15 protein-coding genes are annotated in these 17,877 nt (G+C 68.4%); 8 read left to right on the forward strand and 7 right to left on the reverse strand.

The window, feature by feature from the left end:
• Positions 1 to 228: a hypothetical protein gene (locus tag OHZ10_RS25590; RefSeq protein WP_340625039.1), complete on the reverse strand. Its 228-nt coding sequence runs from the start codon at positions 226 to 228 to the stop codon at positions 1 to 3.
• 151 nt (positions 229 to 379) lie between these two features.
• Between OHZ10_RS25590 and OHZ10_RS25595 the strand changes: the two genes are divergently transcribed.
• Positions 380 to 772: a TraR/DksA family transcriptional regulator gene (locus tag OHZ10_RS25595; RefSeq protein WP_059241005.1), complete on the forward strand. Its 393-nt coding sequence runs from the start codon at positions 380 to 382 to the stop codon at positions 770 to 772.
• Positions 773 to 921: 149 nt separating this feature from the next.
• Positions 922 to 2,688, forward strand: a complete 1,767-nt coding sequence (polX, locus tag OHZ10_RS25600; RefSeq protein ID WP_342704703.1) for a DNA polymerase/3'-5' exonuclease PolX — start codon at positions 922 to 924, stop codon at positions 2,686 to 2,688.
• A gap of 53 nt (positions 2,689 to 2,741) precedes the next feature.
• On the opposite strand, the gene ald is transcribed toward polX, so the two are convergent.
• Positions 2,742 to 3,857 (reverse strand): alanine dehydrogenase, encoded by a 1,116-nt coding sequence (gene ald / locus OHZ10_RS25605; RefSeq protein WP_059240739.1) that lies wholly within the window; start codon positions 3,855 to 3,857, stop codon positions 2,742 to 2,744.
• Between the two features lie 287 nt (positions 3,858 to 4,144).
• Here ald and OHZ10_RS25610 point away from each other — a divergent pair, with 287 nt between their 5' ends.
• Entirely contained in the window at positions 4,145 to 4,561 is a 417-nt protein-coding gene (locus tag OHZ10_RS25610) for a DUF3995 domain-containing protein (RefSeq protein ID WP_174991815.1), read from the forward strand.
• Between the two features lie 12 nt (positions 4,562 to 4,573).
• Here OHZ10_RS25610 and OHZ10_RS25615 read toward each other — a convergent pair whose 3' ends face one another.
• Positions 4,574 to 4,858, reverse strand: a complete 285-nt coding sequence (locus OHZ10_RS25615) for an RNA 2'-phosphotransferase (protein WP_342704707.1) — start codon at positions 4,856 to 4,858, stop codon at positions 4,574 to 4,576.
• 536 nt (positions 4,859 to 5,394) lie between these two features.
• Here OHZ10_RS25615 and OHZ10_RS25620 point away from each other — a divergent pair.
• The 4 genes from OHZ10_RS25620 (at position 5,395) to OHZ10_RS25635 (ending at position 11,255) form a co-directional block, all read left to right on the forward strand.
• A complete protein-coding gene (locus OHZ10_RS25620) occupies positions 5,395 to 6,135 on the forward strand; it encodes a gluconate 2-dehydrogenase subunit 3 family protein (RefSeq protein WP_059240738.1) in 741 nt (246 codons plus the stop codon).
• On the forward strand, positions 6,135 to 7,913 hold the full coding sequence (locus tag OHZ10_RS25625; RefSeq protein ID WP_059240737.1) for a GMC family oxidoreductase: 1,779 nt from the start codon (positions 6,135 to 6,137) through the stop codon (positions 7,911 to 7,913). The genes OHZ10_RS25620 and OHZ10_RS25625 overlap by 1 nt, the downstream gene beginning before the upstream one ends.
• Complete coding sequence (locus tag OHZ10_RS25630) at positions 7,910 to 9,331, forward strand: c-type cytochrome (protein ID WP_256086462.1); 1,422 nt, start codon at positions 7,910 to 7,912, stop codon at positions 9,329 to 9,331. Before OHZ10_RS25625 ends, OHZ10_RS25630 begins: the two co-directional genes overlap by 4 nt.
• 208 nt (positions 9,332 to 9,539) lie before the next feature.
• Entirely contained in the window at positions 9,540 to 11,255 is a 1,716-nt protein-coding gene (locus OHZ10_RS25635) for a cation:proton antiporter (protein WP_059240735.1), read from the forward strand.
• Between the two features lie 94 nt (positions 11,256 to 11,349).
• Here OHZ10_RS25635 and OHZ10_RS25640 read toward each other — a convergent pair whose 3' ends face one another.
• From OHZ10_RS25640 to OHZ10_RS25655, 4 genes are all read right to left on the reverse strand, one after another.
• On the reverse strand, positions 11,350 to 12,114 hold the full coding sequence (locus OHZ10_RS25640) for an SDR family oxidoreductase (RefSeq protein ID WP_256086461.1): 765 nt from the start codon (positions 12,112 to 12,114) through the stop codon (positions 11,350 to 11,352).
• Between the two features lie 19 nt (positions 12,115 to 12,133).
• On the reverse strand, positions 12,134 to 13,129 hold the full coding sequence (locus tag OHZ10_RS25645) for an arabinose ABC transporter substrate-binding protein (RefSeq protein ID WP_256086460.1): 996 nt from the start codon (positions 13,127 to 13,129) through the stop codon (positions 12,134 to 12,136).
• A 178-nt stretch (positions 13,130 to 13,307) separates the two neighbouring features.
• Positions 13,308 to 15,203 carry a peptidoglycan D,D-transpeptidase FtsI family protein gene (locus OHZ10_RS25650; protein WP_174991811.1) on the reverse strand — a complete coding sequence of 632 codons (1,896 nt, stop codon included), beginning with the start codon at positions 15,201 to 15,203 and terminating at the stop codon, positions 13,308 to 13,310.
• Between the two features lie 418 nt (positions 15,204 to 15,621).
• Positions 15,622 to 15,966: a DUF3564 family protein gene (locus tag OHZ10_RS25655; protein ID WP_059240731.1), complete on the reverse strand. Its 345-nt coding sequence runs from the start codon at positions 15,964 to 15,966 to the stop codon at positions 15,622 to 15,624.
• A gap of 649 nt (positions 15,967 to 16,615) precedes the next feature.
• Here OHZ10_RS25655 and OHZ10_RS25660 point away from each other — a divergent pair.
• Positions 16,616 to 17,827, forward strand: a complete 1,212-nt coding sequence (locus OHZ10_RS25660; RefSeq protein WP_059240730.1) for an SDR family oxidoreductase — start codon at positions 16,616 to 16,618, stop codon at positions 17,825 to 17,827.
• Positions 17,828 to 17,877 lie beyond the last annotated feature (50 nt).

The raw sequence follows: 17,877 nt of genomic DNA on the forward strand, positions 1-17,877 counted from the left end.
TCATTGAGGAGGCGGCGCGCTGCGCGAGCGATCCGGTCGACGGATGGATGCCGGGCCGCGCGCGCCGAAGAAGCAATGGGGCCGCACGGAAAATTGCTGCGCTGCGGTTGCGCCGACGGGCTGCGCGGCGAGCGTGGCCGGCCGCGATTTCGCGTCCGTCCCCAGTTTTCGCGCGCCGGCCGCGCGCGCGACCGGCGGGCTGATTCCGGTCAACACACGCGTGTTCAATGGGTTTATCCTGCGTCGAAGGCGTCCGGTGCTTCGTGCTGCCGGGCGCACATCCGGACGCGGCAGCGGCGGTGGCGCCTGCCTGCCGCGCACCGGCGCGATACCGCGCGCCGCATTTTTCCGCGCGGAACCCGGAACAGGAGAGACGGCCATGTCGCTCGACCAACAACAACGGCAGACGCTCAAACAGCGGCTGAACGAGAGCGAGCAGGCGCTGCGTGCGGAGATCCGCACGAGCGAAGACCATCGTGCGTCGGAATCCTATGCGGACCTTGCCGGCGCGGCGCCGGACGAAGGCGACGAGGCGAACGCGGATCTGTTCGTCGACGTCGATCATGCATTGATCGGCATGAAGCTGACCGAACTGCGCGCGATCGGCCGTGCGCAGCAGCGGATGCGCGACGGCAGTTACGGCGAATGCATCGACTGCGACAGCTCGGTCGGCTACGAGCGCCTGCTGGCGCGCCCGACCGCCGAACGCTGCACGCATTGCCAGTCGATCTACGAGCGGCACTACGCGACGACACCGCGCGCGTCGCTCTGACGTCGCGGCCGCAACGGCGCTGCACGCGGCGCGCCGGCGGCGTACGATGACGAACGGGCGCCCGGCGGCGTCGACATGCGGCGCCGGGCGGGCAGACGCCGTCGCGCACGCGTGCGGCGCCATCCACGTGGAAGGGAGCCACGCCGATCATGCCGATCCACAATGCCGAGTGCGCGGCCGTGTTCGCCGAGATCGCCGACATGCTCGAGATCCAGGGCGCCAATCCGTTTCGCGTGCGGGCGTACCGCAATGCCGCGCGGACGATTGCCGACTACGGTCGCGATATCCCGGCGATGATCGCGAACGGCGACGATCTCGGGAAGATTCCGTCGATCGGGCCTGATCTCGCATCGAAGCTGCGCGAGATCGCCGCGACCGGTACCTGCGAACTGCAGCAGACGCTGCGCCAGGCGCTGCCGGGCGCGATCGTCGAGCTGCTCGATGTGCCGGGGCTCGGTGCCAAGCGCGTGAAGGCGCTGCATGACGCGCTGCACGTCGATTCGCTCGAACAGCTGCGCGCCGAAGCGAAGAGCGGGCATGTGCGCGAACTGCCGGGCTTCGGCGCAAAGACCGAGGCCCATCTGCTCGAAGCGATCGACGACCGCCTGCAGCGCGAACCGCAGCGCTTCCTGCTGCCCGACGCCGCGCATGCGCTGATGCCGTTGCTCGAACGCCTGCGTGCGGTCGCCGGCGTCGGCAAGGTCATGCCGGCCGGCAGTTTCCGCCGCCGCCGCGAGACGGTCGGCGATCTCGACATCCTCGTTACCGCGAGCGACCCGGTGGCGGTTGCCGAAGCGTTCGTCGGCTACGGCGACGTGGCGCGCGTGCTCGCGCACGGCAAGACGAAATCGAGCGTCGTGCTCGCCAGCGGGTTGCAGGTCGACCTGCGGGTGGTCGATGCCGATGCGTTCGGTGCGACGCTCGTCTACTTCACGGGATCGAAGGCGCACAACATCGCGCTGCGCAGGATCGCGCAGGCCGGCGGCCTGAAGATCAACGAATACGGCGTGTTTCGCGGCGACGAGCGGATTGCCGGCGACACGGAGGCATCGGTGTACGCCGCCATCGGGCTGCACGACGTGCCGCCCGAGCTGCGCGAGGATCGCGGCGAGATCGACGCGTCGCGTGCCGGCACGCTGCCGGCGCTGGTCGAGCGCAAGCACGTCCGCGGCGACCTGCATGCGCATACCGACGTGTCGGCCGGTCGCGACAGCCTGCGCACGATGGCCGATGCGGCCCGTGCGCGCGGGCTTGCGTACCTGGCCGTCACCGACCGCGCACCGCCTGCCGGCGGCGGCCGCAACGACTTCGACTGGCTCGCGCGGCAGCTCGACGAGATCGATCGCGTCAACGCGTCGTTCGACGATTTCGTGCTGCTCAAGGGCGTGGAAGCCGGCATTCGCGAGGACGGCAGTCTCGACGTGCCCGATGCGATGCTCGGCCGGCTCGATCTCGTGGTCGGTGCGGTACGCGACGGCTTCGACCTGCCGCGCGACGCGCAGACCGGGCGCATGCTGCGCGCGATGGACCATCCGCATTTCACGATTCTCGCGCACCCGACCGGCCGCGTGCTCGGCGAGCGCGACGCATGCGAACTCGACGTGCCGCGCGTGATCGCGCAGGCCGCGGCGCGCGGCTGCTTCGTCGAGCTTGATGCGCAGCCGCGGCGGCTCGATCTGCCGGACATCTGGTGCCGCGAGGCTGCGCAGGCCGGCGTGGCGGTCGCGATCGGTTCGGATGCGTGCAGTGGCGACGAACTCGACAATCTCGCGTATGGGGTCGATCAGGCGCGACGCGGCTGGCTCACGCGGCAGGATGTGCTGAACACGCGCACGCTCGCGCAACTGCGGCCGTTGCTGGCCCGCACGATGGGCGCGGGCGGCGGGGCGAAGCGGAACCGGTCGAAGGGCGCGTGAACGCGGCCGGCGGCGCGTGCCGCCAGCCGTGCATCCAGGTCAGGCCGGCACGGTCATGCCAGCACGCCGGCCGCCGGTACGTAGGGCAGGCCGAGCGCCTGCGCGACCGCTTCGTACGTGATGTGCCCGTCGCAGACGTTCAGCCCCGCGCGCAGATGCGGATCGTCGGTCATCGCCTGTTTCCAGCCCTTGTCGGCGAGCGCGAGCGCGTGCCCGAGCGTCGCGTTGTTCAGCGCGAAGGTCGACGTGCGGGCGACGGCACCGGGCATGTTCGCGACGCAGTAGTGCACGACGCCGTCGACGACGAAGGTCGGATCCGCGTGCGTCGTCGCGTGCGATGTCTCGAAGCATCCGCCCTGGTCGATCGCGACGTCGACGACGACCGCGCCGGTACGCATCGTCGCGATCATGTCGCGCGTGACGAGCCGCGGCGCCGATGCGCCCGGCACGAGCACCGCGCCGATCACGACGTCGGCATCGCGTACGGCTTCGTCGACCGTATGCGCATTCGAACAGACCGTCGCGATCCGGTTGGCGAACACGAGGTCGAGCTGGCGCAACCGGTTCACGTTGTTGTCGAGCACGGTGACGCGCGCGCCGAGGCCCACCGCCATCTGCAGCGCGCCGGTGCCCACGACGCCCGCGCCGAGCACGACGACATGCGCGGCCGGCACGCCGGGCACGCCGGCGATCAACAGGCCGCGGCCGCCGCGCGGGCTTTCGAGGTGGGTCGCCGCAACCTGGATCGACATGCGTCCGGCCACTTCGCTCATCGGCGCGAGCAGCGGCAGGCCGCCGCCGGGGCCCGTCACGGTTTCGTACGCGATGCAGACCGCGCCGGATTTCACCAGCGCAGCCGCCTGGTCGGGATCGGGCGCGAGATGCAGGTACGTATAGAGGATCTGGCCGCGCCGCAGCATCGCGCATTCGGCCGGCTGCGGCTCCTTGACCTTGATGATCATGTCGGCCCGCGCGAAGATTTCGTCGGCGCCGTCGCCGAGCGTCGCGCCCGCGGCCGTGTAGTCGTCGTCGAGCAGGCCGATCGCCGTGCCCGCACCGCGCTGCACGAGTACGCGATGGCCGTGCCGCGTGAGTTCACGCGCGCCGGCCGGCGTGAGGCCGACGCGGTATTCGTGGTTCTTGATCTCTTTCGGCACACCGATCAGCATGAGTCGCCTCCTTGGCCTTCGTTATCGTTGTCGTGCGGGCAGCCGGTTGCGCAGCGGCGTGCCGGCGCAGCACTGGAATAACAGGGTAGTAGTGCGCGGAGGGAAGTCAAGCGGCCGGCCCCCGCGGCGATGCGTGCGCACTGCATCGCACCATGCGCTGCCGCGGGTTGCGACCGGACGTCGCAATGCACGCCATGCCGGGTTTCGGTATCGTCATGCGTGGCGCGGGCCGGGGCCGCGTGCCGGAACCGTTCCGGCAGAACAACGAGACGAGGACATTTACCGACATGACCGGTGCGTATTTCAGCGTGCCGACGCTTTGCGCGATCGCGCTCGTGCACGTCTACTGGGCGTTGGGCGGGCGGCGCGGCAAGCGTGCGGCGATTCCGGAACAGGATGGCGTGCCGCTGCTGCGGCCGACCGCCATTGGCACGCTTGCCGTCGCGGTGGCACTGCTGGGCGGTGCGTGCGTGGTTGCCGCGCGGGCGGGCTGGCTGGGGCGCAACGCGTATCCCGGCACGATCGCATTCGCAGTCGTTGCGTTCGCACTGATTTTCGCGGTGCGTGCCGTCGGCGATTTCCGCTACGTCGGCTTCTTCAAGCGGATTCGCGGGTCGCGTTTCGCGCGGATGGACACGCTGTATTACTCGCCGCTTTGCGCGGCGCTGTCGCTGTCGATCGCGTCGATGTTCTGGCCGTGGTGAGGGGCGGACGGCTCAGCCCGCCTGCGTACCGATCGCCGTAAGGCAATCGGCCGGCACGGCATCGGTTAGCCAGACGCCGTTTTCGGCGACGAAGAACGCGTGGCCCTGCCGGTGCATGCGTTGCGCAGCGACTTCGAGAATCACCGGCACGCCGTAGCGCGCGCCGACAGCCAGCGCAGTCCGGATGTCGGCCGACAGGTGCACGTGGTGCCGGGTGCCGGGTTTCAGTCCTTGTGCACGAATCGAATCCAGGAAGCGTGTCGCCGTGCCGTGACAGAGGCGCTCGGGCGGTTGCACGGCCGGATACCGGCGCGGAACATACGCGCCCGCGATACGCGCCCGCGACCTTCATCCGCTTGTGATCCCTCCATCCTTGCCCATTCCGGCTTCCGGATTTTTCAATTGTTGCGAATTTCGATGCATTGAATTGCATTGATCCCCCTCGTAATGGAACCGGTTCCATATATAATTCGCGGCACTCGTCGCCAGACCCGGAAGAGGGTCGTGCACGTTGCGCTTGCTGTCGGCAAACGCGACGTCTAAGTTGAATGAGGGTCATGGGCGATGAGGGGCAGATGCAGGCCGATGCCGGCATTTGTCAGACGATAAGGCTCGCGAAGAGGCCGATCCGCGCAGCGCCGCCGGAACCGGCGCGATGTGCGGCTGCATGAAGGCGCCGTTGCAGATAGCGCGGCGGGCGCCCGCATCGAGGTTGTTCGCAACACACGAAAGAACAGGACGGCCGGCCGCGCGCGGCATGGCTGCCATGCCGGACATGCCGCATGCGGAGTGCGCGCGTCCGGACCCCGATCCCCAACGATCAACATCCGACCATGTCCACGCCACCTGACAAACCCAACTCGCGCCGCCGTTTCCTGCGCACGTCGGTCGCGCTCGTGCCGATCGCGTCGGTCGCGGGTTGCGACCTGCGCTCGTCGTCGCAATCCGCGACGACGGCCGGCAACGCGCCCGCCGCATCGGCCAACGCCGAACGCGCCCCGTACAAGCCGACCTTCTTCGATGCGAAGGAGTGGGCGTTCGTCCAGGCCGCCGTCGACCGGCTGATCCCGGCCGACGCCGAAGGCCCCGGCGCGCTCGAATCGGGCGTGCCCGAATTCATCGACCGCCAGATGGAGACGCCGTATGCGCACGGCGCGACGTGGTACATGCAGGGGCCGTTCCAGCAGGGCGTACCCGAACTCGGCTACCAGCTGAAGCTGGTGCCGCGCGACATTTACCGGCTCGGCATCGCGGCGGTCAACCGCTATTGCGAGAAGGCGCACGGCAAGGCGTTCGCGGATCTCGACGCACCGACGCGCGACGCGGTGCTCGGCGCGCTGGAGAAGGGCGGCGCGCAGATCGACGACGTGCCGCCCGGCGTGTTCTTCGGCCAGTTGCTGCAGAACACGCGGGAAGGCTATTTCTGCGATCCGGTGCATGGCGGCAATCGCGACATGGCCGCGTGGAAGATGATCGGCTTTCCGGGCGCGCGCGCCGACTTCATGGATTTCGTCAACCAGAGCGGCAAGGCCTATCCGTACGGCCCCGTCTCGATCAACGGGGAGCGCAGCTGATGGCCGCAGAGAAAAAACCGCATGTCGATGCGGTGATCGTCGGCTTCGGCTGGACCGGCGCGATTCTCGCGAAGGAACTGACCGAAGCGGGCCTGAAGGTCGTCGCGCTCGAGCGCGGCGAATATCGCGACACCTATCCGGACGGCGCGTATCCGAACACGATCGACGAGCTGACCTACAACATCCGCAAGAAGCTGTTCCTCGACCTGTCGAAGACGACCGTGTCGATCCGCCACGGCCTGCAGGACACCGCGCTGCCGTACCGGCAGCTCGCCGCGTTCCTGCCGGGCGAAGGCGTTGGCGGCGCGGGGTTGCACTGGTCGGGCGTGCATTTCCGGATCACGCCGGAAGAGCTGCGCCTGCGCAGCCACTATGAAGAGCGCTACGGCAAGAAGTTCATCCCCGAAGGGATGACGATCCAGGATACCGGCGTGACCTACGACGAGCTCGAGCCGTATTTCGACTTCGCCGAGAAGGTGTTCGGCACGTCGGGTCAGGCGTACAAGGTCGGCGGCAAGGTGGTCGGCGACGGCAACGTGTTCGAAGCGAACCGCAGCGACAACTTCCCGCTGCCCGCGCAGCTCAATACGTATTCGGCGCAGCGCTTCTCCGATGCCGCCAAGTCGCTCGGCCTGCATCCGTACCGGCTGCCGTCGGCGAATACGTCGGGCCCGTACACGAACCCGTACGGCGTGCAGATGGGCCCGTGCAACTTCTGCGGCTATTGCAGCGGCTACGCGTGCTACATGTACTCGAAGGCGTCGCCGAACCTGAACATCCTGCCCGCGCTGAAGCAGGCGCCGAACTTCGAGCTGCGCTCGAAGTGCCACGTGCTGCGCGTCGATCTCGACGACACGAAGAAGCGCGCAACGGGCGTGACCTACGTCGATCCGGCCGGGCGCGAAGTGCACCAGCCGGCCGATCTCGTGATCGTGGCCGCGTTCCAGTACCACAACGTGCACCTGCTGCTGCTGTCGGGCATCGGCAAGCCGTACGATCCGGTCTCGGGCGAGGGCGTCGTCGGCCGCAATTTCGCGTACCAGAACCTGTCGACGATCAAGGCGTTCTTCGACAAGGACACCTACACGAACCCGTTCATCGGCGCGGGCGGCAACGGCGTCGCGGTGGACGATTTCAACGCGGACAACTTCGACCACGGCCCGCTCGGCTTCGTCGGCGGCTCGCCGCTGTGGGTGAACCAGGCCGGCGTGAAGCCGATCAGCGGCATCGCCACGCCGCCCGGTACGCCGCAGTGGGGCTCGGCGTGGAAGAAGGCCGTCAAGGACAACTACGCGCACACGATTTCGATGGACGCGCACGGCACCAACATGTCGTATCGCGACGTCTATCTCGACCTCGATCCGACCTATCGCGATTCGTACGGCCAGCCGCTGTTGCGGATGACGTTCGACTGGAAGGACAACGACATCAAGATGGCGCAGTACGTGACCGGGCAGATGAAGAAGATCGCGGAAGCGATGGGGCCGAAGGCGATCGGCGTGTCGACGCGCGAGTTCGGCAAGCACTTCGATTCGCGTGCGTACCAGACGACTCACCTCGTCGGCGGCGCGATCATGGGCACCGACCCGAAGACGAGCGTGCTGAACCGCTACCTACAGTGCTGGGACGTGCACAACGTGTTCGTGATGGGCGCGTCCGCGCTGCCGCAGGGCATCGGCTACAACCCGACCGGGATCATCGCGGCGCTGGCCTACTGGTCGGCACGTGCGATCCGCGAGCAATACCTGAAGAATCCTGCCCCGCTGGTGACCGTATGAAGAGGACGATGAACTCCCTCGCCACGCGCCGTATGTCCCCGTTGTGGCGCGCACTGGCGGCCGGTGCGAGCTGGGCCGTGTTCGGCCTGGCCGGCACGACGGCCTTCGCGCAACCGGCGGCGCCCGCCGCGGCTTCCGGCCCGGCGGCTGCACCGGTGGCCCAGTCCGCCGACGCGAACCTGATCAAGCGCGGCGAATACCTCGCGCGCGCCGGCGACTGTATCGCGTGCCACACCGCGAGCGGCGGCAAGCCGTTCGCGGGCGGGCTGAAGTTCGACACGCCGATCGGCGGCATTTACTCGACGAACATCACGCCGGACCCGAAGACGGGCCTCGGCGGCTGGACCTACGAGGACTTCACGCGTGCGGTGCGCGAAGGCGTGCGCAAGAACGGTGACACGATGTATCCGGCGATGCCGTTCCCGTCGTACGCGCGCGTCACCGACGACGACATGAAGGCGCTGTACGCGTACTTCATGCACGGCGTCGCGCCCGTCGAGCACGAGAACCGCGCCGTCGACATCGTGTGGCCGCTGTCGATGCGCTGGCCGCTCGGCATCTGGCGCAAGATGTTCGCGCCGACGCCGAAGCCGTTCGATACGGCGCCGTACACCGATCCGGTGGTCGCGCGCGGCGCGTATCTCGTGCAGGGCCTCGGCCACTGCGGCGCGTGCCACACGCCGCGCGCGCCGACGATGCAGGAGCGCGGGCTGACCGACGCGGACGGCCCGGACTTCCTGGCCGGCGGCGCGGCGATCGACGGCTGGGTGCCGACGAGCCTGCGCGGCGAGCCGCGCACGGGCCTCGGCTCCTGGAACGAAGCGGAGATCGTGCAGTTCCTGAAGACGGGCCGCACGCTGCGCACGGCCGCATTCGGCGGGATGACGGACGTGGTCGGCCACAGCATGCAGCACATGACCGACGGCGACCTGAACGCGATCGCGCGCTACCTGAAGACGCTGCCGCCGCGCGTGCAGGGCGAGCAGCCGCACGTGTACGATGCGGCCGCCGCGAAGGCGCTGCAGACCGGCGATGCGAGCAAGCCGGGCGCGGCCGTCTATCGCGACAACTGCATGGCCTGCCACCGCAGCGACGGCCACGGCTACACGCGCGTGTTCCCGGCGCTGGCCGGCAACCCGGTCGTGCAGGGCGACGATCCGACCTCGCTGATCCACGTCGTACTGGAAGGCAGCGCGCTGGAGGGGACACGCACCGCGCCGTCGACCTTCACGATGCCGCCGTTCGGCTGGCGCCTGTCGGACCAGGAAGTCGCGGACGTGTCGAACTTCGTGCGCACGAGCTGGGGCAATACCGGCGCGCCGGTGACGGCCGCGCAGGTCGCGAAGGTGCGCAAGAGCGTGCCGTCGACGCGGCCCGAACCGCCGCCGGGCGCGCGGTTCCCGCAAGCGTCGCGTTGACGCCGGCGGCGGGGCCCCGGCCCCGCCAGCCCGGCCCGTTTCAGGGCGCCGGCCGCGACGTGCGGCGCCTGCCGTTCCGCCGGGGTTGCACCCCGCAAAGGCACGCCGCCGCGTGATATTTTCGTGGCCGCGCGCCATTCTTCCGCCTCATCCCTTATCCTCTCACTCTTGAACCTTACTAAATAGTTACAAGAACTTGGGAGGGGGGATGCCTCATGACGTCAGCCTGATTGCGTTGCTCGCGGCCGGTTTCGGTCTCGCGATGATCTTCGGTTACCTCGCGTCGCTGCTGAAAATGCCGCCGCTCGTCGGCTATCTGCTCGCCGGGATCGTGATCGGCCCCGGCACGCCCGGTTTCGTCGGCGACCTGTCGCTCGCGCAGCAGCTCGCGGAAGTGGGCGTGATGCTGCTGATGTTCGGCGTCGGCCTGCATTTTTCGCTCGGCGATCTCCTCGCGGTGCGCAAGATCGCGCTGCCGGGCGCCGTCGTCCAGATTACCGTCGCGACGCTGCTCGGCGGCGGGCTCGCGCTCACGTGGGGCTGGAGCCTCGGCGCGGCGCTCGTGTTCGGGCTCGCGTTGTCGGTCGCGAGCACCGTCGTGCTGTTGCGCGCGCTGGAAGGGCGCGGGCTCGTCGAGACGGTCAACGGGCGCATCGCGGTCGGCTGGCTGGTCGTCGAGGATCTCGTGATGGTGCTCGTGCTGGTGCTGCTGCCGCCCGTCGCGGGGCTGCTCGGCGGCACGCCGCCCGGCGATACGCAGGCGGCCGGCGGCAGCGTGTGGGGCACGCTCGGCGTCACGATGCTGAAGGTCGCGGCATTCATCGCGCTGATGCTGGTGGTCGGCAAGCGCGTGTTCCCGCGCATTCTGTGGCTCGTCGCGCGCACCGGTTCGCGCGAGCTGTTCACGCTGTGCATGATCGCGGCCGCGGTCGGCATCGCGTTCGGCGCGGCGAAGCTGTTCGACGTGTCGTTCGCGCTCGGCGCGTTCTTCGCCGGGATGATGATGCGCGAGTCGGAATTCAGCCGGCGCGCGGCCGACGAGACGCTGCCGCTGCGCGACGCGTTCTCGGTGCTGTTCTTCATCTCGGTCGGCATGCTGTTCGACCCGAAGGTGCTGCTCGACGAGCCGCTGCACGTGATCGAGGTCGCGGCGATCGTGCTGGTCGGCAAGACGCTCGCGGCCGTCGCGCTCGTGATTGCGTTCCGCTATCCGCTGAACACCGCGCTGACGGTCGGCGCGGGCCTCGCGCAGATCGGCGAATTCTCGTTCATCCTCGCGGGGCTGGGCCGGGCGCTCGGGCTGCTGTCGGCCGAGGGGCAAAGCCTGATTCTCGCGGTCGCGCTGATCTCGATCGCGATGAACACGCTGCTGTTCGCGATGATCGACCCCGCACTCGCATGGATCCGCAAGCATTCCGCGTTCGCGCGCAAACTCGAGGCGCGCGACGATCCGCTCGCCGCGCTGCCGATGTCGACGCCGCAGACGCACCTGACCGGGCAGGTCGTGATCGTCGGCTACGGCAAGGTCGGCACACGGATCGCACATGCGCTGGACGAGCGCGGGATCGCGTACGTCGTCGTCGAGCAGAATCGCGAACTCGTCGAGAAGCTGCGCGCGGACGGCATTGCGGCCGTATCGGGCGATGCGATCGAGCCGATCGTGCTCGTGCAGGCGCATATCGCGCGCGCCGGGATGCTGGTCGTCACGCTGCCCGACGTGTTCGACGTGCGGCAGATCGTCGAGATCTCGCGCACGCTCAACCCGACGCTCGAGGTCGTGCTGTGCACGAACAGCGGCGACGAGGCCGCGCTGCTGTCGCACGAAGGAATCGGCACCGTATTCATGGGCGAGACCGAACTCGCACGCGGGATGACCGAGCACGTGCTCGGCCGGATGGTGAAGCCGGTCGCGGCCGCGCACTGATGGCGCGCGGCATCGCGCCGCGTATCGGGCCGCGTATCGGGCAGGGCGCGGCGGCCCGGGCGGCCGCTGGCCCTGCGGGCCGCTTCACGATCGCTCAGTAAAACGTCTCGAGCGTCAGTTCCTGCGCCATCACGCGATTGCCGGCCAGCAGGCCGCCGTCCACCGGCAGCGCGACGCCGGTGATGATCCGCGCGGCCGGCGAGCACAGGAACAGCGCGGCCTGCGCGACGTCGTCGGGCGTCGCGAAATCGTCGAGCGGATACCACTTCCTCAATTGCTCGAACACCTGCGGGTTGCGCTGCACGCGCGCTTCCCAGGCGGGCGTCTTCACCGTGCCCGGCAGCACGATGTTCGCGCGCACGCCGTCGCGGCCGTATTCGATCGCGAGTGATTTCGTGTAGCTGATCAGCCCGGCCTTCGCCGCGCTGTAGGCCGGATGCCCGAGCGCGTGCACGCCGTTCACCGAACCGATGATCGCGATCGCGCCGCGCCGGTTCGCGCGCATGGCGGGCAGCACGGCCTCGACGCTCACGTAGGTGGCCGTCAGGTTCGCATCGAGATCGGTGCGCCAGCTGGCGGGCGTCGTGTCGCGCAGCGTGGTCGATGCGGCCGTGCCCGCGTTCGCGACCAGCACGTCGGCCGGCGGATGGGCTTCGAGCACCGAGCGCAGCCGTTCGGCGTCGGTCAGGTCGTCGACGACCGGTGTCGCGCGCGCGTCGCCGAGCGTATCGATGAAGCGGTCCAGCGCCGCGCGGTCGCGATCGAGCGCGAGCACGCGGTCGCCGGCAGCAAGAAAGGTACGGCACAGCGCCTGGCCGATGCCGCCGGCGGCGCCCGTCACGAGGGTAGTGCGTGTCATGTCGGCTCCTGGTACAGGCTCACAGGCCGAGCGCGGCGCGCGCCTGCTTCTCGTTGTCGCGCGTGATCAGCGTGCCGGACGTCAGCACGAGCGGCGGCGGCGCCTGGTTCTTCGTGATCCAGTCATACATGTCGATGCTCGTCTGGTAGCCGTGCTGGCGCGGATTCAGCAGGATCGAACCGTAGAAACCGGTCGGTTTCGGCTTCGCGAATTCGTTGAGCGCGACCTGGCTGCCGTTGATGCCGACCGCGACCATCGCGTCCGCGCCGATCCCGCGCCCCTCGGCGGCGCGCACTGCGCCGACCGTCGTATCGTCGTTCGAGCCGAACGCGACCCAGCGCTTGAAGTTCGCATGCTTGGTGAGCGCGATGTTGGCCGCGTTGAACGCGCCTTCGGTATCGGCAGTCATTTCGGGCGCGTCTATCACGTTCGCGGCCGGAAATCCGGCGGCCTTCAGCGCATCGACCGCGCCGGCCGTGCGTTCGCGCGCGGTCGGCAACTGGTCGTAGGCAATCCGGATAATGCCCACTTCGGCCGGGTTCCAGCCGCGCCGCCTGGTCTCGTCGGCGATCGCCTGACCAACCTGCTGGCCGATCTTGTACGCGGAGATGCCCATGTGCGGCACGCCCGGGAGCGGCGCGCCGTGGCCGTCGACGAGCTGGTCGTCGACCGACATCAGCTTCATCCCCGCGCGTTTCGCTTTTGCCGCGATGCCGGGGCCGAGCTTCACGTCGGGCGCGCAGACGATCACGCCTTGCGCCTTCTGCGCGGCGAGGCTGTCGAGCGCGGTCGATACTTTCTCGCCGCTCGGCGTCGCGATCTTGATCAGCGTGAAGTGTTTTTCCTTCGCGGCCTGCTCGGCGAAGCGCCATTCGTCCTGGAACCACGGATCGTCCGGCTGTTTGACGAGGAAGCCGATTTTCACGTCGGTGGCATCGGCGGCCCGGGCCGGGGCGCCGCCCAGCAGCGTGACGCTCGCGGTAGCCAGCACGAGCGTTTTCCAGTGGAATCGCATGCGTCTCTCTCCGTTTTTGTAGTCGGGCGCGCAGGCAAGGCCGCCTGCGGCGCGCAAAAATTGTAGGAGGACGCGGCGGGAACGCTCAAATAATGCGGCGCATTCCTAGAAAGTGGGATGAGAGCGGGGGCGAGGAGGGAGCGGGCGACGCGCATGCAGCATCGCCCGAGCGGCTTCTTCAGCTTGCGGCAGCAGTCTTCGCCGGCGCAGCCGTCGCAGCGTGCGCGGCCGTCCTGAGCGGGGCCGGTTTCTGCGAGACGGCCGTCCTGGCCGGGGCCGCCGCCTTCGGCGCAGCCACCGTCTTCTGCGGCGCAGCAGCCTTCGCCGGCGCATTCTTCTCGGGCTCGACGGGTGCATCGGGCGGCACGCCGAGCAGTTGCAGCGAGCCGCTCGTGACCGACGCGAATACCGGGCCGGCCACCGTGCCGCCGTAGTAGCCCTTGCCGCGCGGCTCGTCGATCATCACCGCGACGATCAGGCGCGGGTTGCTCATCGGCGCCATCCCCGCGAACAGCGCGCGGTACTTGCCCTTTGCATAGGTCGCGCCAACCTGCTTGCGCGCGGTACCGGTCTTGCCGCCGATCCGGTAGCCGTCGACGCGCGCGCGGCGCCCCGTGCCGCCTTCGCCGACCGCCATCTCGAGCATCGAGCGGATCGACGCGGCCGTCTGCGGCGACGTCACGCGGTGGCCGCGATGCGCGTCGATCGTCTGCTGGTCGGTGCCGTTCTTCAGCAGCGACACCGGGTGCAGCGTGCCGTCGCCCGCATAGGCCGTGTAGGTCTGCGCGATCTGCAGCAGCGACATCGACAGCCCGTAGCCGTACGCCATCGTCGCCTGCTCGATCGGCCGCCAGCGCTTGTAGCCGCGCAGCCGGCCCGACGCGACACCCGGGAACGTCAGTTCCGGCGCGCGGCCGATCCCGTACTCCTGGTATTTGTTCCAGATCGTTTCGGCGGGCAGGTTCAGTGCGAGTTTCGCGAGCGCGACGTTGCTCGACTTCTGCAGCGCCTGCGAGACGGTCAGCGACCCGTGGTTCGACGTGTCGTGAATCACGGCCGGGCCGATCTTGTAGGTGCCCGGCGACGTGTTGATGATCGTGTTCGGCGTGACCTTGCGTTCGTCGATCGACAGCGCGACGACGAGCGGCTTGATCGTCGAGCCCGGCTCGAACGTGTCGATCACCGCGCGGTTGCGCAATTGCTGGCCGGTGAGGCGCGCGCGGTCGTTCGGGTCGAAAGTCGGGTAGTTCGCGAGCGCGAGGATTTCGCCGTTCTGCGCGTCGAGCACGACGACGCTGCCGGCCTCCGCGTTGTTCTCGACCACGGCCGCCTTGAGCTGGCTGTACGCGAGCTGCTGGATCCGGCGGTCGATCGTCAGTTCGATCGTCGCGCCGTGCTGCGCGGGGACGAGCGGGCGCGTATCCGACACGATGCGGCCGAGCCGGTCGCGGATCACTTCGCGCTGCCCGGACGTGCCTTGCAGGCGGGCGTTCGCCGCGAGCTCGACGCCTTCCTGGCCCTTGTCCTCGACGTTCGTGAAGCCGACCACGTGCGCGGCCGATTCGCCTTCGGGATAGAAGCGCTTCGAATCGGCGATCTGCGTGATGCCGTCGATCGCGAGCTTGTCGAGGCGGCCCGCGGTATCGGCGTCGACCTGCCGCTTGAGGAGCACGAAGGTCTTCTCGTTGCCGAGCCGCCGCTTCACCTCGACGAGCGGCATGTCGAGCAGCTTCGCGATCTGCGGGTAGTCGGTATCGGCGACCTGTTTCGGGTTCGCCCAGATTTCATAGGTCGACAGGCTGACCGCGAGCATCGCACCGTTGCGGTCGACGATGCGCCCGCGCATTGCATCCAGCTCGATCGTGCGCTGGTAGCGCTTCTGGCCCTGGCCGACGTAGAAATCCTGGTTCGCGACCTGCACCCAGAAAGCCCGCGCGATCAGCGCGGCGAACGCGAGGAACACGATGACCACGATGAACCTCGAGCGCCACATCGGCAGGCGCGACGCGAGCATCGGATTCTTGGTCGCAGCCGCGTACGGATCGGCGGGGTGGGTCTTCTTTTTCACGCTCATGCAATGGCCGGGTCAGGCCGCCGGGCGGCGGCAAATCAGTCTGGATAATGCGATTGTAATAAATGAGTAAACACCGTGTGGGGAAAGTGTGTTCCGGCCCCGTGAAAAAACGTTAAACGGCGATTCGGCCGTACGCGGAAACGGGGGCAGGAACGGCGCGGGGAACGCGGGATGTCGGTGCCGCGGCAGGCGATGAGGCGAGCGTCCGGCCGCGCGTCGATCAGCGTATGCGGATGCCGGCGCCGGTCGATCGCGGCCGTCGGCGCAGCGCGATCAATTGCCCGGGCCTCGATTATTTCTTTATGCCAGAAAATGAAAAACGCCCCGAAAAGGGGCGTCGTTAATACTGAATATCGAAATGAATATTACCGAGACCGGAATAAACCCGAAAACCGCAGACGATTCACGTCAATAAATACTATCGTGCAACGGAAATGAACTCGCGGTATTCCGGCTGGGTCGTGCAGCGATCGATTTCCTGCAGCCGCCACGCACCGGCATGATCGCCGGCGAGCACGGCGGGGCCCTGTTCGCGCTGGGTCGCGTCGAACGACAGCCCCTTCAACTGGCACACGGCGTTCCCGCTGTCGGCCGCGCAGAGCGCCATTGCGCCCTCGACGTCGCGGACCTTGCCCCAGGTCGGAAGATCGATGCCCTGATGTGCCTCGCGCGACCACAGCCCCTCGTCGGTGTCGACCCACAGTACCGCGAAGGAATGCCGGGTTGCCGATTCGCTGCCATTAATCCGAATGGTGAGGCGCATTGTGATCGTCTCCTAGAAAATGACACATTGGACCGTTTTGACTTGATCAGTCTAGATAGACTGGTGTGAAACGCAAGTGTTAATCCGCAATAAGTCCGTATTGAGTCTATTGCGGTTTCAGATGAAACGACGTCTGACGATTCGTGGTCATTCCGGAGGCTTGCGCAGTGACGGGCATCACGGGCGGCCGTTCCGCCGATGCGCCCGTCGATGGTGCGCGAGACATGGGATGACATGGCGGCGGGGCGCGTCGATCTGTCGCGCGCGATATGCCGCCGGACACGGTGCCGACGGATGTGGCAAGACCGGGTCCGGACGCTGCCCGGACGGATGTTTCAGCGTGTTGACGGTGCGGCCGGCCTGACACACTCCGACAATCGCGTACAAATCGGCACACTTTCACGAAACTTTCGGGACAGACTTGCATTCGGTCGGGCCCCACACTGGGAACTTCCCGATCCGGTGCCGCGGACGCCCGTCCGCGGCGGCTGCCGCCACCTCGTGCCAGAGCGCGATCGACGCGATCGCAGGCCGCACGCCCGATCGGGGCTGCCAGGGCGCGCGTCAGCCCCGGCCCGGCCGGTGTGCCGTGCGCAGCCCGCAACCGCGGGTGCCGCGCCGCCCGGCCGATTCTTCGAAGGAGACTATCGTGCTGATCTGGAAAACCGCGTTGTCGCTTAACTGGCGGACGAGCCTCGTGTCGCCGGCCAGCGCACCGGTCGCGGCGGCGAACGTCGGACGGCTGGTGCTGACCGGCGCGACCGGCTTCATCGGCAGTACCGTGCTGACGGCGCTCGTGAATGCTGGGCTGCTCGACCGCATCGTCTGCGTCGTGCGTGCGCAGGACCGCGGCCATGCCGTCGCGCGGCTGCGCGAAGCGGCATTGCGCGCCGGGCTCGCGCCGTATTGGGCATCGCGTCTGACCGACGCGAACGTGATCGTCGGCGCGCTCGGCGACGTATGGCGCGGCGCCGATGCACCGCGCCTCGCCGGCGCGACGCATGTGATTCACTGCGCGGGCCATGCATCGCCCGCAGACGGCGCGCACCTGCAGGCCGACATCGCCGATGCGGTGCACTTCGCCGAACGCTTTGCACGCGCGCCGCGCCTGCAGCGCTTCGTGTACGTTGGCACGGCCTATGCGCATGCGGGCCGCGGCGGGATCGTGCAGGAGGAAGCGATGGGCGACGCGTTGAACGACACGGCGCACAACGACGAAGGCCTGCCGGGCGCGGTGCTCGCGGCCGGCTACCTGCACGCGAAGGCGGAAACGGAGCAGCGCCTGCGCGCGCTCGGGCTGCCGCTCGTCGTCGTGCGGCCGTCGCACGTGGTCGGCCATACGGTGCTCGGCACGCGGCCTGCGCCGAATTCGTTCTGGATGTTCCGGCTGGCGCATGCCGCGCGCCGCTTCACCGCGCGGCCGATGACGCGCATCGACATCGTGTCGGTGGACGACGTGGCGCGCGCGACGATGCTGCTGGCCGTGAAGCCGACGCTCGCGCACGACGTCTATCACGTGTCGGCCGGCGACGAGGCGCCGCAGGTCGCGCAGATCGTGCGCGCGATGGACGAGGCGGCGGGGATGACGGGGGCGCCGCGCTACGCGGCGTGCGCGCCGGCCGAACTGCCGCTCGTGGTGCGCGATGTGCTCGGGCGGCCCGATCCGGCGCTCGAGCGCGTGATCGGCCGGGCGCTGCAGCGCTGCGGGGAATTCGCGACGGTCGATCGCGTGTTCGACAACCGCCGCGTACGCGACGAAATCGATTTCGAGCCGTTGCCGTTCATCGATTACGTCGAGGAATGCATGCGCACGTCGCGTGGCGTCGCCGTGACCGAGCTGATGCGCGGCGCGGTGCACTGACCGCCCGCACCGGGCCGGTGCCCGTTCCCGTGCGTGACGGGAGCGGGCGC

The organism is Burkholderia arboris (assembly GCF_038723655.1).
In the GTDB taxonomy this organism is placed as follows: domain Bacteria; phylum Pseudomonadota; class Gammaproteobacteria; order Burkholderiales; family Burkholderiaceae; genus Burkholderia; species Burkholderia arboris.

Coding starts and splice junctions, on each gene's coding strand:
- OHZ10_RS25595 (WP_059241005.1), top strand. CDS start 380: ATGTCGCTCGACCAACAACAACGGCAGACGCTCAAACAGCGGCTGAAC.
- polX (WP_342704703.1), top strand. CDS start 922: ATGCCGATCCACAATGCCGAGTGCGCGGCCGTGTTCGCCGAGATCGCC.
- ald (WP_059240739.1), bottom strand. CDS start 3,857: ATGCTGATCGGTGTGCCGAAAGAGATCAAGAACCACGAATACCGCGTC.
- OHZ10_RS25610 (WP_174991815.1), top strand. CDS start 4,145: ATGACCGGTGCGTATTTCAGCGTGCCGACGCTTTGCGCGATCGCGCTC.
- OHZ10_RS25620 (WP_059240738.1), top strand. CDS start 5,395: ATGTCCACGCCACCTGACAAACCCAACTCGCGCCGCCGTTTCCTGCGC.
- OHZ10_RS25625 (WP_059240737.1), top strand. CDS start 6,135: ATGGCCGCAGAGAAAAAACCGCATGTCGATGCGGTGATCGTCGGCTTC.
- OHZ10_RS25630 (WP_256086462.1), top strand. CDS start 7,910: ATGAAGAGGACGATGAACTCCCTCGCCACGCGCCGTATGTCCCCGTTG.
- OHZ10_RS25635 (WP_059240735.1), top strand. CDS start 9,540: ATGCCTCATGACGTCAGCCTGATTGCGTTGCTCGCGGCCGGTTTCGGT.
- OHZ10_RS25640 (WP_256086461.1), bottom strand. CDS start 12,114: ATGACACGCACTACCCTCGTGACGGGCGCCGCCGGCGGCATCGGCCAG.
- OHZ10_RS25645 (WP_256086460.1), bottom strand. CDS start 13,129: ATGCGATTCCACTGGAAAACGCTCGTGCTGGCTACCGCGAGCGTCACG.
- OHZ10_RS25650 (WP_174991811.1), bottom strand. CDS start 15,203: ATGAGCGTGAAAAAGAAGACCCACCCCGCCGATCCGTACGCGGCTGCG.
- OHZ10_RS25655 (WP_059240731.1), bottom strand. CDS start 15,966: ATGCGCCTCACCATTCGGATTAATGGCAGCGAATCGGCAACCCGGCAT.